The 20,582-nt window shown below is 74.9% G+C and carries 18 protein-coding genes; 13 read left to right on the top strand and 5 right to left on the bottom strand.

Translation table 11 applies throughout. From position 1 onward, the window contains the following. The first annotated feature begins 29 nt into the window (after window positions 1-29). The 9 genes from HS048_RS21975 to HS048_RS22015 all read left to right on the top strand — a co-directional run bounded on the left by HS048_RS21975 (window position 30) and on the right by HS048_RS22015 (window position 8,851). Window positions 30-1,652: a membrane dipeptidase gene (locus HS048_RS21975; protein WP_196468501.1), complete on the top strand. Its 1,623-nt coding sequence runs from the start codon at window positions 30-32 to the stop codon at window positions 1,650-1,652. A 304-nt stretch (window positions 1,653-1,956) separates the two neighbouring features. Then, complete coding sequence (locus tag HS048_RS21980) at window positions 1,957-2,718, top strand: DeoR/GlpR family DNA-binding transcription regulator (protein WP_068897207.1); 762 nt, start codon at window positions 1,957-1,959, stop codon at window positions 2,716-2,718. Further along, window positions 2,715-3,656 carry a 1-phosphofructokinase gene (gene pfkB, locus HS048_RS21985; protein WP_068897208.1) on the top strand — a complete coding sequence of 314 codons (942 nt, stop codon included), beginning with the start codon at window positions 2,715-2,717 and terminating at the stop codon, window positions 3,654-3,656. Before HS048_RS21980 ends, pfkB begins: the two co-directional genes overlap by 4 nt. A gap of 67 nt (window positions 3,657-3,723) precedes the next feature. Next, window positions 3,724-4,950, top strand: a complete 1,227-nt coding sequence (gene mtlA / locus HS048_RS21990) for a PTS mannitol transporter subunit IICB (RefSeq protein WP_196468502.1) — start codon at window positions 3,724-3,726, stop codon at window positions 4,948-4,950. A gap of 3 nt (window positions 4,951-4,953) precedes the next feature. After that, the gene (locus HS048_RS21995; RefSeq protein WP_189238476.1) at window positions 4,954-5,262 is read left to right on the top strand and encodes a PTS lactose transporter subunit IIB; all 309 of its coding nucleotides are present in this window, start codon (window positions 4,954-4,956) and stop codon (window positions 5,260-5,262) included. Continuing rightward, a complete protein-coding gene (locus HS048_RS22000) occupies window positions 5,255-5,707 on the top strand; it encodes a PTS sugar transporter subunit IIA (protein ID WP_068897211.1) in 453 nt (150 codons plus the stop codon). The genes HS048_RS21995 and HS048_RS22000 overlap by 8 nt, the downstream gene beginning before the upstream one ends. Then, window positions 5,704-6,744 (top strand): zinc-dependent dehydrogenase, encoded by a 1,041-nt coding sequence (locus HS048_RS22005; RefSeq protein ID WP_068897212.1) that lies wholly within the window; start codon window positions 5,704-5,706, stop codon window positions 6,742-6,744. The genes HS048_RS22000 and HS048_RS22005 overlap by 4 nt, the downstream gene beginning before the upstream one ends. Window positions 6,745-6,783: 39 nt before the next feature. Continuing rightward, complete coding sequence (locus tag HS048_RS22010; protein WP_068897213.1) at window positions 6,784-7,068, top strand: HPr family phosphocarrier protein; 285 nt, start codon at window positions 6,784-6,786, stop codon at window positions 7,066-7,068. Window positions 7,069-7,216: 148 nt separating this feature from the next. Further along, window positions 7,217-8,851 carry a phosphoenolpyruvate--protein phosphotransferase gene (locus HS048_RS22015; RefSeq protein WP_374058801.1) on the top strand — a complete coding sequence of 545 codons (1,635 nt, stop codon included), beginning with the start codon at window positions 7,217-7,219 and terminating at the stop codon, window positions 8,849-8,851. 45 nt (window positions 8,852-8,896) lie between these two features. On the opposite strand, the gene HS048_RS22020 is transcribed toward HS048_RS22015, so the two are convergent. Then, window positions 8,897-9,289 carry a DUF3224 domain-containing protein gene (locus tag HS048_RS22020; RefSeq protein ID WP_196468504.1) on the bottom strand — a complete coding sequence of 131 codons (393 nt, stop codon included), beginning with the start codon at window positions 9,287-9,289 and terminating at the stop codon, window positions 8,897-8,899. A 190-nt stretch (window positions 9,290-9,479) separates the two neighbouring features. Between HS048_RS22020 and HS048_RS22025 the strand changes: the two genes are divergently transcribed. The 4 genes from HS048_RS22025 (at window position 9,480) to HS048_RS22040 (ending at window position 14,914) form a co-directional block, all read left to right on the top strand. Beyond that, on the top strand, window positions 9,480-10,208 hold the full coding sequence (locus HS048_RS22025; protein WP_196468505.1) for an ankyrin repeat domain-containing protein: 729 nt from the start codon (window positions 9,480-9,482) through the stop codon (window positions 10,206-10,208). Between the two features lie 172 nt (window positions 10,209-10,380). After that, window positions 10,381-13,701 carry a non-ribosomal peptide synthetase gene (locus tag HS048_RS22030; protein ID WP_196468506.1) on the top strand — a complete coding sequence of 1,107 codons (3,321 nt, stop codon included), beginning with the start codon at window positions 10,381-10,383 and terminating at the stop codon, window positions 13,699-13,701. A 17-nt stretch (window positions 13,702-13,718) separates the two neighbouring features. Then, window positions 13,719-13,988 carry a phosphopantetheine-binding protein gene (locus HS048_RS22035; RefSeq protein ID WP_068897216.1) on the top strand — a complete coding sequence of 90 codons (270 nt, stop codon included), beginning with the start codon at window positions 13,719-13,721 and terminating at the stop codon, window positions 13,986-13,988. Window positions 13,989-14,059: 71 nt separating this feature from the next. Then, window positions 14,060-14,914, top strand: coding sequence for an FkbM family methyltransferase (locus HS048_RS22040; RefSeq protein WP_068897217.1), 855 nt, complete (start codon window positions 14,060-14,062; stop codon window positions 14,912-14,914). Window positions 14,915-14,982: 68 nt separating this feature from the next. Here HS048_RS22040 and HS048_RS22045 read toward each other — a convergent pair whose 3' ends face one another. The 4 genes from HS048_RS22045 to HS048_RS22060 form a co-directional block, all read right to left on the bottom strand. Next, window positions 14,983-15,906 (bottom strand): phytanoyl-CoA dioxygenase family protein, encoded by a 924-nt coding sequence (locus HS048_RS22045; RefSeq protein ID WP_196468507.1) that lies wholly within the window; start codon window positions 15,904-15,906, stop codon window positions 14,983-14,985. A gap of 61 nt (window positions 15,907-15,967) precedes the next feature. After that, window positions 15,968-17,548, bottom strand: coding sequence for a 4-hydroxyphenylacetate 3-hydroxylase family protein (locus tag HS048_RS22050; protein WP_196468508.1), 1,581 nt, complete (start codon window positions 17,546-17,548; stop codon window positions 15,968-15,970). A 68-nt stretch (window positions 17,549-17,616) separates the two neighbouring features. Continuing rightward, on the bottom strand, window positions 17,617-18,975 hold the full coding sequence (locus HS048_RS22055) for a condensation domain-containing protein (protein WP_068897220.1): 1,359 nt from the start codon (window positions 18,973-18,975) through the stop codon (window positions 17,617-17,619). Between the two features lie 320 nt (window positions 18,976-19,295). Then, window positions 19,296-20,573 carry a cation:proton antiporter gene (locus tag HS048_RS22060; protein WP_068897221.1) on the bottom strand — a complete coding sequence of 426 codons (1,278 nt, stop codon included), beginning with the start codon at window positions 20,571-20,573 and terminating at the stop codon, window positions 19,296-19,298. Between the last annotated feature and the right edge of the window lie 9 nt (window positions 20,574-20,582).

Genomic DNA, 20,582 nt, shown 5'->3' on the forward strand with positions numbered 1-20,582 from the left:
CCGGCCCCCTCCCCGCGGAGGTACCCCCCATGGCCAGACCGCCCAGACTCCTCGCCGCCGCCTTCCTGCTGATCGGCGCCCTCGCCATGGCCGGCACCACGGCCATGTCCGCCCCCGCTCCCCCCGAGTCGGAGGTCAACGCCACCGGGCAGCCGCCCGGCAGCGCGGCCCCGGTCCGCGGGTTCGTCGACGGGCACACCCACCTGATGTCCTACGAGGCGTTCGGCGGCAGCCTGCTCTGCGGCAGGCCGTTCGATCCCGACGGCGCCCACGAGGCCCTCGTCGACTGCCCGGACCACCTGCCGCGCGGCGAGGCCGCCTGGTTCGAGAACTTCACCCGGACCGGCTCCCCCACCGGCACCCACGACCCGGTCGGCTGGCCCACCTTCCGGAGCTGGCCCGCCGGCGACTCCCTCACCCACCAGCAGACCTACCACAGGTGGGTCGAGCGGGCCTGGCGGGGCGGGCTGCGCGTCCTGGTCAACCAGCTGGTCGCCAACCGGCAGCTGTGCGAGATCTACCCGCTCAAGCGCAACCCCTGCGACGAGACGGCCTCGCTGCGCCTGCAGGCACAGCGCACCTTCGAGCTGCAGGACTTCGTCGACGCCCGGGCCGGCGGGCCCGGCCGGGGCTGGTTCCGGGTCGTGCGCTCCCCCGCCGAGGCCCGGCAGGTGATCGCGGCGGGCAACCTGGCGGTGGTCCTGGGCGTGGAGACCTCCGAGCCCTTCGGCTGCCGGCAGACCCTCGGCATCCCGCACTGCACGAGGGCGCAGATCGACCGGGGCCTCGACGAGCTGCACGCGCTCGGCGTGCGGAGCATGTTCGTCTGCCACAAGTACGACAACGCGCTGTGCGGCGTGCGCTTCGACTCCGGCACCCAGGGCGTCATCGTCAACCTGGGCAACCTCCTGTCCAGCGGCAGGTTCTGGACCGCGCGGACCTGCACCGGGCCCGAGCACGACAACACCATCGAGAAGGCCGGGACGCTCCCGCCCGAGCTGGCGCGGTTCCTGCCGGGCGGGGTCGGGCTCCCGCTGTACCCGCCCGCCCCGCACTGCAACACCCGCGGGCTGACGAGCCTGGGCGCGCACATGGTCGAAGGCATGATGGAGCGCGGCATGCTCGTCGAGATCGACCACATGAGCGTCAAGGCCGCCGACCGGACGCTCGGCCTGCTGGAGGCGGCCGGCTACCCGGGCGTCGTCTCCTCGCACAGCTGGACCGACCCGGGCTTCCTGCGCCGGATCTACCGGCTCGGCGGCATGGTCACCGCCTACGGCCACCACGCGGAGGAGTTCGCGGAGACCTGGCGGCGGAGCGAGCCGCTGCGCGCGGAGTTCGGGCGCCCCGGGTACGGCTACGGCCTCGACGCCAACGGCCTGGGCCCGCTCCCGCCGGCCCGCCCCGGCAACGCGGGCAACCCGGTGACCTACCCCTTCACCTCCTTCGACGGCGCGGTCACGCTGGACCGGCAGCGCACCGGCGAGCGGGTCTGGGACGTCAACACCGACGGGGTCGCCCACTACGGGCTGGTCCCCGACTGGATCGAGGACATCCGTATCGTCGCGGGCGACGAGCTCGTCCAGGACATGGCCGCCGGAGCCGAGGCCTACCTGCGCACCTGGGAGGGGGCCGTGTCGCAGGCCCCCTGAGGCGGCGATCCGGCCGGGCCGGTCCGCGCCGGCCGGCCGGCCGGCTCCACGGCCGCCGCCGGACGGCCGGTTCCGTCGCCGTGGACCGCGCGGACGCCGCGGCGGCGCCGGGGACCGTCCCGGCGCGCTGAGATCCGCCACGAACGACCGGGCCCCGGGGCGAACGCCCCGGGGCCCTTCGCGTTCTGCCTGCGGCCGCCCGCCTCCCGCCCGGGCGAAGTACCGTCCCTCTCCCTATTGTGTTCCCACACATACAGGTGTAAATAAATACGAAACAACACGGAAACGGCGGTGAATCAACACCATGTACGCCGAGGAGCGGCAGCAGGAGATCCTGCGGCGCGCCCGGGGGGCCGGGCGGGTGGACGTGATGGCGCTGGCGGAGGAGTTCGCCGTCACCACCGAGACGATCCGCCGCGACCTGACCGCGCTGGAGCGGGCCGGGGTGCTGCGGCGCGTGCACGGCGGCGCCATCCCCGTGGAGCGGCTGGGCTTCGAGCCCGCGCTGGCCGCCAGGGACGAGGTGATGACCGCGGAGAAGGAGCGCATCGCCAAGGCCGCCCTCGCCGAGCTCCCGGAGGACGGCGCGGTCATCATCGACGCCGGGACGACCACCGCCCGGCTGGTGCAGGCCCTGCCGCCCGACCGGGAGCTCACGGTCATCGTCAACTCCCCTCCCCTGGCGACCGCCCTGGCCGTCCGGCCCGGCCTGAACGTGATCATGCTCGGCGGCCGGGTGCGCGGGCGGACGCTGGCCACCGTCGACGACTGGGCCCTGCGCCCCCTCGCCGACCTGCACGTGGACGTGGCGTTCATGGCGGCCAACGGCTGCTCGGTGGCCAAGGGCCTGACCACCCCCGACCCGGCCGAGGCCGCGATCAAACGGGCGATGATCGGCGCGGCGCAGCGCAGCGTGCTGCTGGCCGACCACACCAAGTTCACCAACACCTACCTGTCCCGCTTCGCCACGCTGCCGGAGATCGACCTCGTGATCAGCGACACCGGCCTGGACGCGGCGCTGGCCGCCGAGATCTCGGCCGCCGGTCCCGAGGTGGTGCGGGCATGATCGTGACGCTGACCCTCAACCCCAGCCTGGACCGGACGATCGAGATCGGGGCGCTGACCCGCGGGGCGGTCATCCGCTCCGCCGACACCCACCTCGACCCGGGCGGCAAGGGGGTGAACGTCTCCCGCGCGCTGCTGGCCAACGACGTCCCCTCCTGCGCGGTCGTCCCCTACGGCGGCGACGAGGGGCGGCGGCTCGTCTCCCTGCTGTCGGCCGAGGGCATCGACATGGTCACCGTGCCGGTCACCGGGCCGACCCGGTCCAACGTCGCGCTGGCCGAGCCCGACGGCACCGTCACGAAGATCAACGAGCCGGGCACCGCCCTGTCCCCCGCCGAGGTGGACGCCCTCGCCGAGGCGGTGCTGGGCGCGGCGGACTCGGCGGACTGGGTGGTCGCCTCCGGCAGCCTCCCCCCGGAGGTCCCGGCCGACGTCTACGCCCGGCTGTGCCACCGCTTCACCCGCGCGGGCATCCTCGTCGCGGTCGACACCAGCGGGCCCGCGCTGGTCTCCGCGCTGGCCGCGGAGCCCGCGCTGGTCAAGCCCAACCGGGAGGAGCTCGCCGAGGCGACCGGGCGGGCGATCACCACGCTCGGCGACGCGATCGAGGCCGCCTCGGCGCTGCGCGCCCGCGGTGCGGGCGCGGTCCTGGCCAGTCTCGGGCCCGACGGCGCGGTCCTGCTCCAGGGCGACCAGATCTGGTACGGCGAGGGCCCGGTCGCCGAGCCCCGCAGCACCGTCGGAGCCGGCGACGCCATGCTGGCCGGGTTCCTCGCCGCCGGGGCCAGCGGCGAGGCCGCCCTGGTCGAGGCGCTGGCCTGGGCGACCGCCGCCGTCGGGCTGCCGGGCAGCCGGATGCCCGGCCCGGCCGACATCCGCCGCGACCACGTCCGCACCTTCACGGCCGATCCGGCCCTGCCGCTGCGGTCCGGGGGCTGACGGCGGCGCACCACCACCCCCCTGACCGGCGCACCACGCCGGTCGCCCCGGAAGGAGCACCATCCACATGACCACCGACTACACCCCCGCCGTCCAGGGGACCGGGGTGAGAGCCACCATCCAGCGCTTCGGCGGCCACCTCGCCGGAATGATCATGCCGAACATCGGCGCCTTCATCGCCTGGGGCCTGATCACCGCGCTCTTCATCCCCACGGGCTGGCTGCCCAACGAGAACCTGGCCGCCCTCGTCGACCCGATGGTCAAGGTCCTGCTCCCCGTTCTGATCGGCTACACCGGCGGGCGGATGGTCCACGGACAGCGCGGCGCCGTGGTGGGCGCGGTCGCCACCATGGGCGTGGTCGTCGGTGCCGAGGTGCCGATGTTCCTCGGCGCGATGATCGTCGGCCCGCTCGCCGCCTACCTGATCAAGCTGGTGGACGGCTTCACCCAGGAGCGGACCAGGGCCGGCTTCGAGATGCTGGTGGACAACTTCACCGCCGGCATCGTCGGCGGCGCCATGGCGCTGCTGGGCGTGTGGGGCATCGGCCCGGTCATCGAGACGGTGACCGAGGCGGCGGGCGACGCCGTCGGCTGGCTGGTGGGCAACAACCTGCTCCCGCTGGCCTCGGTCCTGATCGAGCCCGCCAAGGTGCTGTTCCTCAACAACGCCATCAACCACGGCGTGCTCAGCCCGCTGGGCGTGGCCGAGGCCGCCGAGCAGGGCAGGTCGATCCTGTTCATGCTGGAGAGCAACCCCGGTCCCGGCCTCGGCCTGCTGCTGGCCTTCATGTTCTTCGGCCCCCGGGCGCTGCGCCCCAGCACCCCCGCCGCGATCGTCATCCACTTCCTCGGCGGCATCCACGAGATCTACTTCCCGTACGTCCTGATGAAGCCGCGCCTGATCCTGGCGGTCATCGCCGGCGGCGCCGCGGGCGTCTTCACCTTCATCCTCACCGGCGGCGGCCTGGTGGCCCCGCCGTCCCCCGGCAGCGTCTTCGCCTACTTCGCGGTCACCCCCAGGGGCGGCTGGCTCGCCTCGGGCGCCGGGATCCTCGTCGCCGCGGCGGTCTCCTTCGCGGTCGCGGCGGTGCTGCTCGGCTTCGGCCGGGGCGAGCAGCAGGACCCGGCCGCCGCCCCTGCCCCGGACGCCACCGCCACCACCGCCCCGGCCCCGGCCGCGACCTCGGCGGACGAGGTTCCGGAGGGGACCTCCCCCACCGCCTCACCCACCGCCGCACCCACCGCCGCACCCGCCACCGCACCCGCCACCGCACCCGTCTCCAAGGAGGCATGACCCGTGACCGGCATCGACAGCAAGGACATCCGGAAGATCGTCGTCGCCTGCGACGCGGGCATGGGCAGCAGCGTCATGCTCGCCACCCAGGTCCGCCGCCAGCTCAAGGGCGAGCAGATCGAGGTGGTGCACACCCCGGTCAACTCCATCCCCGGTGACGCCGACGTGGTGCTGTGCCACGCGGGCCTGGCCGACCGGGCCAGGGCCTCGGCCCCGGGCACCGTGCTGGTCCCCTTCCAGGTCTTCATCGGCGACCCCGCGGTGACGCGGCTCATCGACACCATCAAGAAGGGCGGGACGGTCGGTGGCTGAGCCGGCCCCGCTCCCCCTCGACCCGCGCGCCGTACGGCTGGACGCCGCGGCGGCCGGGCGCGACGACGCGATCCTGCAGTGCGGCCGGGCGCTGATGGAGGTGGGCGCGGTCGAGGCCCCCTACCTCGACGCGATGCTGGAGCGCGAACGCACCGTGTCGACCTACATGGGCGAGGGCGTCGCCATCCCGCACGGCACCCTGCAGGCCAAGGACGCCGTCCGGCACGACGCCCTGTGCGTGCTGCGCTTCCCCGGCGGCGTCGACTGGGACGGCGAGCGGGTCACGGTCTGCGTCGGGATCGCCGCCCGCGGCGACGGCCACCTGCGGCTGCTCTCCGCGCTCGCCCGGATCCTGATGGAACCCGACCGTGCCCGGGCCCTCCGCGAGGCGGACGAGGTCGCCGAGGTGCTGCGCCTGCTGGAACCCATAGAGGAGGAAGAATGAAGGTCGCCCGTTTCCACGCCCCCGGTGACATCCGGGTCGAGGACGCCGACGAACCCGTCGCCGGACCGGGTGAGCTCAGGATCCGCGTGCGCAACTGCTCCACCTGCGGCACCGACGCCAAGATCCTCAAGCACGGCCACCACCACATCAGGCCGCCCAGGGTCATGGGGCACGAGATCGCCGGCGAGGTGGTCGACGGGACGGACGGCTGGGCTCCGGGCGACCGGGTGCAGGTGATCGCCGCGATCCCCTGCGGGACGTGCGGCGAGTGCCGCAGGGGCCGGATGACGGTCTGCCCGAACCAGGAGTCGATGGGCTACCACTACGACGGCGGGTTCGCCGAGTACATGGTGGTTCCCGCGAAGGTCCTGGCCGTGGACGGCGTCAACCGCATCCCCGACGGGGTCGGCTTCGCCGAGGCCTCGGTCGCCGAACCGCTCGCCTGCGTGCTCAACGGCCAGGAGCTGGCCAGGGTCGGCGAGGGCGACGACGTGGTGGTCATGGGGTCGGGCCCCATCGGCTGCCTCCACGTACGGCTGGCCCGCTCGCGCGGCGCGGCCCGGGTCTTCCTCGTCGACGTCAACGCCGGCCGGCTGGAGGCCGCCGCCGCCCTGGTCCGGCCGGACGCCGCCGTGCACGGCGGTTCGGAGTCCGCCGGAGATGCGGTGGAGCAGGTGCTCAAGCTGACCGAGGGCCGCGGCGCCGACGTCGTCATCACCGCCGCCGCCTCCGGCGCGGCCCAGGAGCAGGCGCTGCGGATGGCCGCCCGGCAGGGGCGGATCAGCTTCTTCGGCGGCCTGCCCAAGGACGACCCGATCATCCGGTGCGACTCCAACCTGGTGCACTACCGGGAGCTGACGATCGTCGGCGCCAACGGGTCCAGCCCGGCGCACAACGCCCGGGCTCTGGAGCTGATCGCCGGCGGAGCGGTCCCGGTGGCCGACCTGATCACCCACCGGCTGCCGCTCCCCGAGGTCCTCGACGGGATCGACATCGTCAGCCGCGGCGAGGCCATCAAGGTCACCGTCGAGCCCTGAACCGCCAGACCCCACCCCCGCCAGAGAGGAAGTCCGGACATGCCGGAAAGGACAGTCGTCATCGCCTCGCGCACCGGTCTGCACGCCCGGCCCGCCAAGCTCTTCGTCCAGGCCGCGGCGGCCCAGGGGGTGCCGGTGCGGATCCGCCTCGGCGCGGGCAGGTCCGTCCCCGCCACCAGCATGCTCGCCGTGATGGCCCTCGGGGCGGGGCACGGCGCGGAGGTCGTCCTGGAAGCCGAGGGCCCGGGCGCGGACTCCGCGCTCGACTCCCTGGCCGAACTGCTCTCCCGAGACCTCGACGCCGAGGAGGCGCCGGATGCCTGAACCGGTGGCCGGGCCCGTACCGGGGTCCGCAACCGTGTCCGGATCCGGGTCCAGGCCCGGGACCGAGGCCGCGCCCGTATCCGGTTCCGGGGCCGAGACCGGGCCCGGGAGCGCCTCCACGGGGGCCGGACGGTTCGCGCCCGGGACGCTGCGCGGGCTGGGGGTCGGTCCCGGGCGGACGGCGGGCAGGGTCTTCCGGATGGCGGGCCCGCTCCCGCTCCCGGACCCGGCCCGGGAAGCCGACCCCGACCGGGAGCTCGGAGAGGCGCTGCGCGCGCTGGAGGCCGTCTCCGCCGAACTGGCGGCGCGCGCCTCCGCCGCGTCCGACCCGGCCGCGAGCGCGATCCTGGAGGCGCAGTCGTTCATCGCCGCCGACCCGGGCCTGCTCGAGTCGGTGCAGGAGAACGTCACCGCGGGGATGGGCGCCGCCCACGCCCTCGACGCCGCCTGCGCCGGTCACCGGGAGGCGCTGCTGGCGGCCGGCGGCCTGTTCGCCGAGCGCGCCGCCGACCTCGACGACATCCGCAACCGGGCCGTCGCCGCGGTGCTGGGCCTGCCCGTGCCCGGCGTCCCCGACCCCGGCCACCCGTTCGTCCTCGTCGCCGAGGACCTCTCCCCCGCCGACACGGCGGGCCTCGACACCCGGACCGTGCTCGCCCTGGTCACCGAGAAGGGCGGGCCGACCAGCCACACCGCGATCCTCGCCCGCGCCCTCGGCCTGCCCGCCGTGGTCGCCTGCCCGGGCGCCATGCGCGTCGGCGAGGGCACCTGGGCGGCGGTCGACGGGACCACCGGGGAGGTCCGCACCGGCATCGGGGAGGAGGAGGCCGCCGGGATCCTGCGGCTCGCCGCCGCCGACCGCCTCCGGCAGGCGGCGAGCAGCGGCCCCGGCCGGACCGCCGACGGGCACCCGGTCGAGCTGCTGCTCAACATCGGCTCCGCCGCCGACCTCGCACCCGGGGCGGACGCCGAGGGCGTGGGGCTCTTCCGCACCGAGTTCCTCTTCCTCGACCGCAGGGAGGAGCCGGGCTTCGACGAGCAGGTCGCGGCCTACGAGGCCGTCTTCCGGGCCTTCCCCGGCGGGAAGGTCGTGGTCCGCACGCTCGACGCGGGCTCGGACAAACCGCTGCCGTTCCTCGGTGCGGCCCCCGAGCCCAACCCCGCGCTGGGCGTGCGGGGGCTGCGCGTCGCGCGCGGGCGGCCGGGCGTGCTGGACACCCAGCTCGACGCGATCGCCGAGGCCGCCCGGGTCAGCGGCGCACAGCCGTGGGTGATGGCGCCCATGGTCTCCACGGTGGCCGAGGCGGACGACTTCGCCGCTCGGGCGCGGGCGCGGGGGATCACCCGCGTCGGGGTGATGATCGAGGTCCCGGCCGCCGCGCTCCGGGCCGACCGGCTGCTGGAGCGGCTCGACTTCCTCAGCATCGGCACCAACGACCTCAGCCAGTACGCCTTCGCCGCCGACCGCCAGCACGGCGGGCTCGCCGACCTGCTCGACCCCTGGCAGCCGGGGCTGCTGGCCCTGATAGCCGGATGCGCGCGGGCCGGGCTGGCGGCGGGCAAGCCCGTCGGGGTGTGCGGCGAGGCCGCGGCCGACCCCCTCCTGGCCCCCGTGCTGGCCGGGCTCGGCGTCACCAGCCTGTCCATGTCGGCGCCTGGCCTCGCACCGGTCCGGGACGCGCTGGCCCGCCGTACCCTGCAGCGCTGCCGGGACGAGGCCCGGCTCGCCCTCGACGCCGACGGCCCGGAGCGGGCCAGGGAGGCGGTGGCCGCGGACCGGTGAACCCGCCGCGGACCGGTCCGGGCCGCGGCGGGAGGGCGGCCGCCCTCAGTCCAGTTCGTAGTCGAGGTGGAAGGAGTGGACGCCGCCGTCGTTGACGATCCCGCCGCCGCCGCGGATGCCCAGCAGTTCCCCGGTACCGGAGCCGGGAAGGACCGTCCAGCTCAGCGCCGACTCCTCGGCGTGCTGCGTGGCCGTGTGGTGGAGCACGAAGGTGCCCTTGCGGCCGTGCACGGTTCCGGTGAAGCGCTCGAAGCCCGCGTAGGCCGCCGACGTCTCGGCCTGGGAGACCGCGGTGATGATGTCGGTGGTGCTGGTGCCGGTCAGGTCGCCGTCGAAGGTCTTGGTGACGTGGACGCGGGTGAGCGTGGCCCCCTCGGCGGTGTCGTAGGGCTGCGGGTCCCAGCCGTCGACGGTGAAGGTTCCTATGGCGCGCGGCATATGGGCCTCCCTCGGAGAATTCCAGATCTTTCCCCATCATGGCGGCCGTACCTGTCATCTGATGTCAGGTACGGATCGGCTGCCGGGCACCGCCGGCCGCGCCGCTGGACCGCGTTCCCGCCGCCGGAACCCGGGTGCGGCGTCACCCCGGCGGTGGCGGGTACGGCCCGGAGGGCGGACGATGGTGACCATGATCTATCTTGACGCCGGGGACCCGGTCGCGCTCGCCGCGGTGGCGGCGATCCAGGGCGGTGACGTCGGAGCGCTCCGGCGCCTGCTGCACGAGCACCCGGGCCTGGCCCGGACCCGGATCGGCGATCCCGAGGGGGTCTCGCGCACGCTGCTGCACGTGGTCACCGACTGGCCCGGCCACCGCCCGAACGGCCCGCGGACCGTCGAGGCGCTGGTGGCGGCGGGCGCCGAGGTCGACGGCCGTTTCGCCGGCCCGCACGCCGAGACGGCGCTGCACTGGGCGGCCAGCACCGACGACGTGCCGGTGCTGGACGCGCTGCTGGCGGCCGGCGCCGACATCGAGGCCCCGGGCTCGGTCGTCGACGGCGGTGCGCCGCTGGCCGACGCGGTCGCGTTCGGGCAGTGGAACGCCGCGCGCCGCCTGGTCGAGCGCGGCGCCCGGGTCAACCTGTGGCAGGCCGCTGCCCTCGGCCTGACCGAGCGCGTGCACGACCTGCTGCGGGCCGACCCCCCGCCCGGCCGCCGGGAGCTGAACGGCGCCCTGTGGTGCGCCTGCCACGGCGGCCGGCGCGAGACGGCCGAACAGCTCCTGAGCCGGGGAGCCGAACTCGACCACGTGGGCTACGACGGGCTGACCCCGCTGGACGCCGCCTGCCGGTCCGGCGCCGAGGAACTGGCCGCCTGGCTGCGGGCGCGGGGCGCCACGACGGCCGCGCGGCGGCGGTGACCGGGACCGCGGCGACGGACCCGGGGATGCCCGGCGGTGCCCGGCAACCGAGGAGATGCGGCTCGCGGGCCCCGGAGCGGACCATGGGTCGCGCGGCCACCGACCGGCGCGGCGGAGCCGGCGTACGGGAGGGGACGATGCGGCACCGCACGAGAAGGCTGGAGGGCAGGACGTGGTGTGTCACACGCGCTCCGTCCGCGGCAGGCGCGCGGTCACGTCCTGTGCGCAGGACGGACTGTGGCTGCTCAGCGGGCTGGACCCGGAGCCGGCGGCCCACTCCCTGTGCAGGGCCTACCGGATCAGCGGCGATCTCGACGTCGGCGCGCTGCGCGCCGCCTGGCGCGAGGTCGTCAGCCGTCACGAGCCCCTGAGGACCGTCGTCCGGGAGTGCGGCGGCCGGCTCGTGCAGCACGTCTCGCCGTGGTCGGAGGAGGCCGGGCACGCGCTCGCGCTCCTCGGACCGGACGCGGGAGGCGGCCCCGACGCGGGAGGCGGCCCGGGCACGGGAGGCGGCCCCGACGCGGAACGGCGCGCCGAGCGGGTCCGCGCCGCACTGGCCGCCGAGCCGTTCGACCTGGCGCGGGGGCCCCTGGCCCGCGCGACCCTGGTCCGCCTGGGCGAGGCCGACCACCTGCTGACGCTCGCGTTCCACCGCGTCGTCGCCGACGACCGGTCCGTGTCGATCGTGGTGGACGAGCTGTCGGCCGGCTACGCCGCGGCGCTGGCGGGCCTGCCCGCGGGCGCGGCCCTGCCCGCCCTTCCGTCGCGGTTCGCCGACCACGCGCGGCGGCAGCGCCGGTGGATCCGCACCCCGGCCTTCCGCGAGCTGCTGGACTGGTGGACCCGCACGCTGACCCCCCTGCCGCCGCCGGCCGCCCTGCCCGTGGACCGCGGCCGCCCCGGAGCCCCCCGCGGCGGCGCCGTCCGGTTCGACTGGGGCACGGAGGCGGCCGCCCAGGTCGCGGAGCTGGCCCGCGCCGCCGGGACCGCGCCGTCCACCGTCCTGCTCGCCGCGCTGCACTGCCTGCTGCACCGGTACGGCGGTGCGGACCGGACGGCGGTGACGGTTCCGGCGAGCCTGCGCACCGCGCCGGAGACGGACCTCCTGGTCGGGCCGTTCGTCAACCCGCTCGTGCTGACCGCCGACCTCTCCGGCGGGCCCGGCTTCCGCGAGCTGCTCACCGCGCTGGACGGGCGCGTCCGCGAGTCCCTCGCCCGCCGGGAACTGCCCTTCCCGCACCTGGTCCGGGCGCTCGGCGCCGGGCGGGACCCCCACCGGGTCCCGCTGTGCGACGTCGTGCTCGACGTGCGGGAGACGCCGGAGTCCGAGCTCAGGCTGCCCGGCGCCGAGGTCCGCCGCCTCCCGGGCGGAGACGGCGCGGCCGCGGCCGACCTGGCCTTCACCGTGGACCTGGCCGGGCCCTCGGTCACCGGCTCGCTGGCCTGTCGCGGCTGCCTCCTGGACCGGGACTCCGCCCGCTCCCTCCTGGACCAGCTGCGCACCCTGCTGGCCGCGGCCGCAGAAGATCCCGCCCTGCCCGTGGACGCGCTCCCCCTGGAGCCCGCCGACCGCGTCCGCGCGGCGGTCCGGGAGGCGGACCGGACCGGCGGCCCGCCCTCCCCCGGGCCCGGGGTCCACGAGCTCGTCCGCCGGCACGCCGTGCACCGGCCGCACGCCGGCGCGGTCGACTGGGGCGGCGACGTCACGCCCTACCGCGAGCTGACCCGGTGGGCGGCGGCCCTCTCCGCCCGCCTGCGCGACGCGGGCTGCGCCGAGGGCGCGGCGGTGGCGGTGCGCATGCCGCCCGGCCCCGGCCGGATCGCGGCGCTGCTCGGGGTGCTCGGCGCGGGCGCCCACCTCGTCTGGCTCGGCACGGGCGACGCCGGGGACCGCGTCAAGGCGGTCCTGTCCGACCTGCGTCCCGCCTGCATGCTCGTGGAGGACCCGGCCGGAGGGGACGGACTGGCCGAGTGGTACCGCGGCGAGCTGGGCGGGCGGGTCCTCGACGGCGCCGCCGGAGCCGGGAACGCCCCGGTGGAGGCGGCGGTGGAGGCGCCGTCGTTCCCCGGGGCTCCCGGCCCGGACGCCTGGGCGTACGTCGCCTACACGTCGGGCTCGACCGGGCGTCCGAAGGGCATCCCGCAGACCCACGCCGCCCTCGCGCAGTTCGTCACCTGGTTCGCCGCCGAATTCGGCATCGGTCCCGGTTCCCGCGTGGCGCAGTGGGTGGCCCCCGAGCACGACCCCGCCCTGTGCGAGGTGTTCGCGGCGCTCGTCTCCGGAGCGACGCTCTGCCCGGTGCCGGACGGCGTCAGGGCGCATCCCGAGAAGCTGGCGGCCTGGCTCGCCGACCAGGGGATCACGCACCTGCAGACCGTCCCGAGCTTCGCCGGGACGCTCCTGGGCGCGATCGCCGGCGGTGGGGCGGCGGAGCGGTTCGCCGCCCTGCGGCACGTCCTGCTCATGGGTGAGGCGGTGCCGCCGGAGCTGGTGCGCGGTCTGCGCGCCGCCCTGCCGGCCGCCCGGCTGGTCAACCTGTACGGCCCCACGGAGACGATCGCGGCGACGTGGCAGGAGATCGGCGACGAGACCGGCGCGGTCCCCATCGGCCGCCCGATCCCCGGCCGGCAGGTCCTGGTCGTGGACGGCCGGGACCGCCCCTGCCCGGCGGGGGTGACCGGCGAGATCGTCGTGCGCAGCCCGTACGTCACCCCCGGGTACGTCGGCGCATCCGCCGGTGCGGCGGCCTTCCGGCCGCTGCGGGGGATCGGGGAGCCCGCGGCGGCCGGCCGGACCTACCGGACCGGCGACCTGGCGCGCCGGCGGCGGGACGGCCGGCTGGAGTTCCGCGGGCGCAAGGACTTCCAGGTGAAGCTCTCCGGCATCCGGATCGAGCTCACCGAGGTCGAGGCGGCCCTGTCGGCGCACGAGTCGGTGGCCGAGTGCGCGGTCGTCGCCCGCACCGGCCGGGACGGCCTGCCCGACGTGCTGGTCGCCTACGTCGTGCCGGTCCCCGCCGCGTCCGGGGACGCCTCACCGGTCCGGGCCTGGCGGGCCTGCCTGCGCCGTCGGTTCGGCCGCGAGACGCCGCCCGTGCTGTTCACCGTCCTGGACCGCCCGCTCCCGCGCAACCTCACCGGCAAGGTCGACCGGGGAAGGCTGCCCGCCCACCGGCGCGCCGCCGCCCGGCGGCCGGCGGCGCCGACCCCGACCGAGGAGGGCGTGATCGCCCTGTGGTCGGAGCTGCTGGGGACGGCGGGGATCGGCGCCGGGGACGACTTCTTCGCGGCCGGCGGCCACTCCCTGCTGGTCCCCCGGCTCGCCGCGCGCGTCCGGGACCGCTTCGGCGTCGAGCTGCCCCTGCGGCGGTTCTTCGCCGAACCGACGCCGGCCCGGCTCGCGGCGCTCATCGACGAGGCCGCCCGGCCGCCGGCCGCCGGCGTCGCCGTTCCCGCCCTGGCCCTCTCCGGGCCCAGGGACGATCCACATTGACGGCAGGAGGAGAGCAGATGACCGTTGACCAGCACCCGGGCCCCGTCGCGCCGGAGATCGAGCGGCGGGTCGAGCGGATCTGGAAGGACGTGCTCGGCGTGCCCGAGATCCCGTCCGACGCCACCTTCTTCGAGCTGGGCGGGCAGTCCGTCTCGGCGGTCCGGATCATCGCCCGGATCGAGGAGGAGCTCGGCGTCGTGATCGACATGGGCGACCTGTTCGAGGACCCCGACCTGGTGACGTTCGCACGCGACGTCGCAGCCAGGGCGCCGGGGCGGCAGGCGTAGGAGGACGGTGGAGGCGGCCGGGGCGGCGCGGCCGGTGCCGCGCCGCCCCGGCCGCGCCGTGAGGAGGAGAGATGGGGCTCGTGCGCAGGCGCCTCCCGAACGGCCTGGAGGTGACCCAGGTCGATCCCGGGGAGGCGGCTCTGATCTACCGGGAGATATTCGTCGAGGAGTCGTACCTGAGGGACGGCTTCCCTTCCACCGTCCCTGAAGTGATCTTCGATGTCGGCGCGAACATCGGCCTCGCGTCGATCTTCTTCAAGCAGCGCTTCCCGGACGCGTTCGTCGTCGCCGCGGAGCCCGGGCCCGGGACCTACGCGGCGCTGCGCGAGAACTTCGCCCGGCACGTCCCCTCGGGGGTGGCGCGCGAGGTCGCCGTGTCCGACCGGGACGGCGTCCGGCGCTTCGGCTACTACCCGCAGGCGCCGGCGGAGTCGGGCTTCTACGCCGACCAGCGGCAGGAGACCGAGCTCGCCAGGCGGCTCCTGGTGGGCAGCGGGGTGCCCGGGCCGGCCGCCGACAGGCTCGCCCGGGAACGGCACCGGCTGTCCTACGTGGACTGCCGGACCGTCACCCTCTCCACCCTGATCCGGGAGCAGGGGGTGGACCGGGTGGACCTGCTGAAGATCGACGTGGAGAAGGGCGAGCTCGACGTGCTGGCCGGCATCGAGGAGCCGGACTGGGCCAGGATCGGCCATCTGGTGCTGGAGGTGCACGACATCGCGGGCCGGTTGGCCCGGGTCGTCTCGATGCTGCGCGGGCGCGGCTTCCGGGTCGACTCCTGCCAGGAGGACCGGCTCTCGGGCACCGGCATGCACCTGCTCCACGCCACCGCGGAGCGCAGGCCGGCCGCCCTGCCGTCCGGAGGCACCTCCGGACGCGCCGGCAGGACGCCGTCCGGCGCTCCCGGGGCGGGCGGCCCGGCCTGACGGGCGCGGAAAGCGGCGGGCCCCTGGTCTCTCCGACCAGGGGCCCGCCGCTTTCCGGCCGGTCCGGCTCACGCCGTGACGGTCTCCCGGGCCGCGCCGGCCGCCTCGCGGGAGGCGCGCAGGCCCATCCGGTCCGCCGCCGCGCGCGCCTGGTCGATGCCGTCGTGCTCCAGGACCAGGTGGGGGTCCTGCAGCTCGAACCAGCCCACCCCCGGCGGGCAGCGGTCGTAGCCGAGCAGGCGCCTGACCTCCTCGGGGTAGGCCAGCACCGCCTCCCTCGGCACCGCGATGTACTGGTTCTCCTCCTGGCGCAGGTTCGCCACGTCCAGTGAGAGGGTCAGACCGACGCGCGGCCTGTCGGTGTCGTTCCTGCCGCCGCAGTGGTACACCCCTCCGGCGAAGACGAGCGCCGACCCGGCGGGCATCTCGGCGGGGATGCTCTCGGAGTAGCGCGGGGCGCGCTCGTCGTCCCAGTGGTGGCTTCCCGGGATCACCAGCGTGGCGCCGTTCTCCGCGGTGAAGTCGGTCATGGCGAGCATGAGCTGCAGGCGGATGGTGGGGCCCGGGTGCGGGCGCAGGTAGAGGGTGTCCTCGCGGTGCAGGGGCTGCTTGCCCTGGCCGGGGTCGATCTGGATCGCCTGGGTGGCGCTGATGTGGATGTTCGGGGTCATCTCGATCCGGGAGCGGCCGATCCAGATCGGCACCGGCCGCTGCAGGATCGTCCGGGCCGGCCCCAGGTAGAGGGGGTGGGTCACGACCGGCGTCAGGTGGGCGGTGCGGGCGAACAGCGAGGAGACCCGCCGGGTACGGTGGCCGTCGTAGCCGCTCTCGCAGTAGTCGGAGGCCTCCAGGTGCGGGCCGAGGTCGGCCCGGAGTCCCTCCATCGTCGCCCCGTCGGCGAACCCCTCGATGATCACCGCGCCGTCGCGCTCGAGCGCCTCGACGACGTCCCCGGGAGCGGCGTCCGGCTTCACTCGGATGAGGTCTGCCATCGTCGGTTACCCCTTTCGTGTTTGTCGGGAAGCTTCCGTACTCGCCGGGCGGGAGGCCCGCTCAGCCGTTGAACGCGTCGGAGGTGAGGCGGCGCAGCTCCTCGAAGGACGACAGGTCCGGCACGGTCCAGCCGTCCAGGTCGTACTCGCCGAGGCACCGGTCGACCAGGGCCTTGTACCCGTCGATCTGCCGGCCGGCCGTCTGGCTGAAGACCAGCTCCAGCCGGATGTTCTCGTGGTTGCCCGAGTAGTTGCGCTCGTACAGCTCGTGGCGGCCGCCGAACTCCGAGCCCACCGCGTCCCACAGGAGCTTCATCAGCTTGACCCGGTCCACGGCCTCCGCGCCGTGCGAGCCGCGCAGGTACTTGTCCAGGTAGGGGCGGATCTCGGGGTTCTTGAAGTCGGCGGTGCTCGAGTTGACGTAGATCAGCCCGCTGGCGACGTCCTGCTCGATGATCTCCTTGATCCGCGTGTAGCCGAGCTGCATGAACCAGCGGTAGGCCATCACGTACTGCGGATTGGGCAGCAGCGCGGAGTTCTTCCACGGCACGGGGTTGCGCGCCGCCGCGTCCGACAGCCCCCAGAACAGGTTCCGCCACGCCAGCACCTCGCCCAGCCGGGTCTGCACCCCCCGGAAGTCGGCGGTGCCGTTCATCTCCAGCGCCTTGACCAGCAGGCCGGCGATGAAGTCCAGCTTCACCGCCAGCCGCGTGCAGCCGTGGAAGGCCGCCCGCTCCATGAACCCCGACTGGCCGGAGAAGGCCCGGACCTTGCCCAGATGGCCGTAGACGAACACGTTCTCCCAGGGGATGAGCACCTCGTCGAGGATGAGGAGGGTGTCGTTCTCGTCCATCCGGGAGGAGAGCGGGTAGTCGAAGGGCGTCCCCACGACCGCCGCCGCGGCGGTGTAGGAGGTGCGGCAGACCAGCTTCATCCCCGGCGCGGACATCGGGACGGTGGCCACCAGCGCGAACCTGCGATCCTTGACCGGCAGGCCGACGTGCGCGATGAAGTTGTAGTGCGTCAGCGCCGAGCCGGTGGCCACCACCTTGGCCCCGCTGACCACGAGGCCGGCGTCGGTCTCCCGCTCCACGTGCACGAAGACGTCGGCGACCTCGTCCGGCGGCCGGTCCCGGTCCACCGGCGGATGGACGAACGCGTGGTTCCAGTACAGCACCTTCTCCTGCGACTCCCGGTACCAGCGCCGCGCGTTGTCGGCGAAGGGCTCGTAGAAGTCGGCGTTGGCGCCGAGCGTCCCGAGGAAGGACGCCTTGAAGTCGGGGCTGCGGCCCATCCAGCCGTAGGTCATGCGCGCCCACTCGGCGATGGCCCGCTGGTCGGCGACCAGGTCGTCGACGCTGCGGGGGGTGGTGAAGAAGCGGTGCGTGTACCCGTCGCCGCTGTCGGTCGGCGCCGTGAGCACGTCGCGCCGTTCCGGGTCGTGCAGCGCGTCGTAGAGCCGCGCGACCATCCGGGCGGGGTTGCGGAAGGCGGGGTGCGACGGCACGTCCTTGACGCGCTCCCCGTAGATGTAGATCTCGCGGCCGTCCCGGAGGCTCTCGATGTACTCGTCTCCGGTCAGGGGGCGTGTCCTTCGCCGGGGACCGGTGGCGTCCGGCCCGGCGGTGGGGTGGTCGACCATGGCGTCTCCGGGTCTCGTCGTCTCTCGCCGTGCCCGCCCGTGCGCGCCCGCCTCCCGCGGGCGGCCGGTCACAGCCGCCGCAGGGCGGTGTCCGGAGCGGTCACCGCCCTGCGCAGCAGCCGGAGGAAGTCGGCCAGCATCCCGCTCATCGTGTCGGCGTCGAACCGGTTGCCGTTGAACCCCAGGCTCCCGACCATGTCGTTGGAGGGGCCGATGTGCAGGGTCCACAGGATCCCGTCGGGGACGTCGGACCCGACCTCCTGCGACAGGGTCCGCCGCCACAGCTTGGAGTACCTGAGCCCGCCCGCCCGCTCGTCGGCCGCCAGGTACGGCGAGCTGATCGCCTGGAAGGCGCTGACCTGGAGGTCGTCGCTGGCCACCGGGGCCATCAGGGCGGGCGCCTCCTCCAGGATCTGCACGAACGGGATGTCGTGCGAGTAGGCGCCCAGGCAGGTCTGCCGGGTCCGGCGGACCACGTCGCGGACCGTCTCGCATCCCGACAGGTCGGTCCTGAGCGGCAGGAAGTTGATGAACGAGCCGACCGTCTCGTGGAAGCGCGCGTTGCCGCGGCCGGGCGTGAACGTCGGCACCACGAGGTCGTCGGTGCCGGTCAGCCCGCGCAGGAACACCTGGTAGGCGGCGAACAGGACCATGAACGGCGAGCTCTTCAGCTCACCGGCGAGGGACACGGTCGCCGACGCCACCTCCGCGTCGACGGCGAAGCGGTGCCACGAGGTCGCCTTGGGGGCTCCGGCGGACCGGGGGCGGTCGGTGCGCAGCGCGGTGATGCTCGCGTCCCGCAGCCTCTCCCGCCAGTACGCGCGCGCCGCGGCCGCGGCCGGCCCCGCGGCGTTCTCCCGCTCGTGGCGGGCGTGGTCCCGGTACTGCGGCACGGGCGGCAGGTCCGGCGCCGCGCCCCGGGCGCGGGCCGCGTGGCAGGCCAGCAGGTCGCGCAGGATCACGTCGATCGACCAGGCGTCGGCGGCGGTGTGGTGGGCGTTGAGCACGAGCACCGCGTCCGTGTCGTCGAACCGCCCCACGACGGCCCTGATCAGCGGGAGCTCCCCCGCGTCGTTGGTCTCCGACTCCACCTCGTTGAGGAGCTCCTCGGCGCGGCGCTCCCGCTCCTCGGGGGCGCATCCGCGCAGGTCCCGCACGGACAGCTCCGGGGGACACGGCGCGAGGACGCTCTGGTACGGCCTGCCCCGGTCGCGGACGATCACGGTCCGCAGCGCCTCGTGCCGGTCCACCACGTCGCGCAGCGCCGCCTCCAGCGCCCCGAGGTCGAGCTCGCCGCGCAGGCGCCACGCCCCGACCACGTGGTACCGGGGGCCGAACGGGCCCTCCGTGGTGCCCGTGTCGAACGCGCACAGGAATTCCTGGTGGAAGCTGAGCGGAATCTGCTCAGCCGGTGCGACAGTGGTCATCGCCGATGCCTTTCCTCAATGATTCCGAGGCCGTCACGGGCACCTGCCGGGTGTTTCTCCGCAGCGGTCCGGTACGGGCAGGTGATGCGCACGTCCAAGCCTAGACACCGGATTTTCCATCCGCTTCTCGGAAATTGCGTCGTTCTCCCGGGAAACGCCGCACGGAAATGGACCCGCCGCGCGGAAACGAATCCGCCGATCGGGAACGGAGCCATGGCGCGGAAATGGAACCGTCGCGCGGGGACGGGACCGCGGTACGGGAATCGGCCCGCGGCGCGGGAATCGAGCCGCCGCACGGGAGCCCGGCCGCCCGCCGTACGTCACCCGACGGCGTGCCAGGCGGCCTGCCGCTCCTCCCGCGCGCGCTCCTCCTCGTCGGCCGGGAGCCGCCGCACCGCCGCGCGCAGCAGCGGAGGCGCCGTCAGGGAGGTGACGACGGCGACGAAGACGATGACGGTGAACATCGCCGTGTCCAGCACCCCGAGTGCCAGGCCGGTCGCGGCGATGATCACCTCGACCATGCCGCGGGAGTTCATGCCCGCGCCCAGCGCCAGCGCCTCCCAGTGGCCCAGCCGGGCGCTCCGCGCGCCCAGGTAGGCGCCCGCGAACTTGCCGGCGGTCGCCACCAGGAGCAGCAGGATCCCGACGAGCAGGATCTGGGGCCGGGCCAGCGCCGTCAGGTCGAGGCGCAGGCCGATGCCGGCCAGGAAGACCGGGGCGAAGACCGACATGACGATCGCGCGCAGCGGCGCCAGCCGTACCGGGTCCATGAGGGTGAGGATCGCGGCCCCGGCGATGAACGCGCCGAACAGCGCCTCCATGCCCATCGCCCCGGTGATCGCGGCGGAGAACAGCACGACCGAGACCGCCGTCGCGATCGACGAGCCCGTGTCGCGGGTCACCGCGGGCAGCGCGCGGCGCGCGAGCGGGCGGCAGACCAGGACCGCGGCGGCGAGGAAGGCCGCCGTGTACGCCACGGTCGCCGCCACCCCGCCGGCGTGGGCCCGGCCCGCCGCCATCGCCGAGACGACCGAGAGCAGCAGCCAGCCCACCGCGTCGTCGAAGAGCGCCGCGGTGACGATGAACTGGCTGATCCTGCGGTGCAGGAGGTTCAGGTCGCTCAGCGTCTTGGCGATCACCGGCAGCGCCGTGACGCACATGGCGACGCCCAGGAACACCGCGAAGACCTCCCGGGACGTGCCGGGGGCCACGACCTCACCCGGGAGGAGGTAGCCGGTCGCGACGCCCAGCGCCAGCGGCACCAGCAGCCCGGCGAGGCTGATCCGCACCGCGGCGGCGCCGCGGTCGCGCAGCAGTCCCGGATCGAGCTGGGCGCCGGTGACGCCGACCAGCAGCAGCACCCCGATCTGGCCGAAGGCGTCCAGGAGCTGGGTCTGCCCGGCGGGGAAGAGCAGGCCGGCCAGCTGCGGGGCGGCGTGGCCCAGCACCGTGGGGCCCAGCAGCACCCCGGCCAGCAGCTCGCCGACCAGCGCGGGCAGTCCCAGCCGGACCGCGGCGCGCCCGAAGAGCAGGGCCAGCGAGAGCAGCACGCCCACCTGGACGAGGAAGAGCAGGAAGTGCGAGCCTCCTGACGGCATGGTCGGTCG

This window comes from Planomonospora sp. ID91781, from assembly GCF_015711595.1.
GTDB classification, from domain to species: Bacteria; Actinomycetota; Actinomycetes; order Streptosporangiales; family Streptosporangiaceae; genus Planomonospora; species Planomonospora parontospora.

Coding starts and splice junctions, on each gene's coding strand:
- HS048_RS21975 (WP_196468501.1), top strand. CDS start 30: ATGGCCAGACCGCCCAGACTCCTCGCCGCCGCCTTCCTGCTGATCGGC.
- HS048_RS21980 (WP_068897207.1), top strand. CDS start 1,957: ATGTACGCCGAGGAGCGGCAGCAGGAGATCCTGCGGCGCGCCCGGGGG.
- pfkB (WP_068897208.1), top strand. CDS start 2,715: ATGATCGTGACGCTGACCCTCAACCCCAGCCTGGACCGGACGATCGAG.
- mtlA (WP_196468502.1), top strand. CDS start 3,724: ATGACCACCGACTACACCCCCGCCGTCCAGGGGACCGGGGTGAGAGCC.
- HS048_RS22005 (WP_068897212.1), top strand. CDS start 5,704: ATGAAGGTCGCCCGTTTCCACGCCCCCGGTGACATCCGGGTCGAGGAC.
- HS048_RS22010 (WP_068897213.1), top strand. CDS start 6,784: ATGCCGGAAAGGACAGTCGTCATCGCCTCGCGCACCGGTCTGCACGCC.
- HS048_RS22020 (WP_196468504.1), bottom strand. CDS start 9,289: ATGCCGCGCGCCATAGGAACCTTCACCGTCGACGGCTGGGACCCGCAG.
- HS048_RS22025 (WP_196468505.1), top strand. CDS start 9,480: ATGATCTATCTTGACGCCGGGGACCCGGTCGCGCTCGCCGCGGTGGCG.
- HS048_RS22035 (WP_068897216.1), top strand. CDS start 13,719: ATGACCGTTGACCAGCACCCGGGCCCCGTCGCGCCGGAGATCGAGCGG.
- HS048_RS22040 (WP_068897217.1), top strand. CDS start 14,060: ATGGGGCTCGTGCGCAGGCGCCTCCCGAACGGCCTGGAGGTGACCCAG.
- HS048_RS22045 (WP_196468507.1), bottom strand. CDS start 15,906: ATGGCAGACCTCATCCGAGTGAAGCCGGACGCCGCTCCCGGGGACGTC.
- HS048_RS22050 (WP_196468508.1), bottom strand. CDS start 17,548: ATGGTCGACCACCCCACCGCCGGGCCGGACGCCACCGGTCCCCGGCGA.
- HS048_RS22055 (WP_068897220.1), bottom strand. CDS start 18,975: ATGACCACTGTCGCACCGGCTGAGCAGATTCCGCTCAGCTTCCACCAG.
- HS048_RS22060 (WP_068897221.1), bottom strand. CDS start 20,573: ATGCCGTCAGGAGGCTCGCACTTCCTGCTCTTCCTCGTCCAGGTGGGC.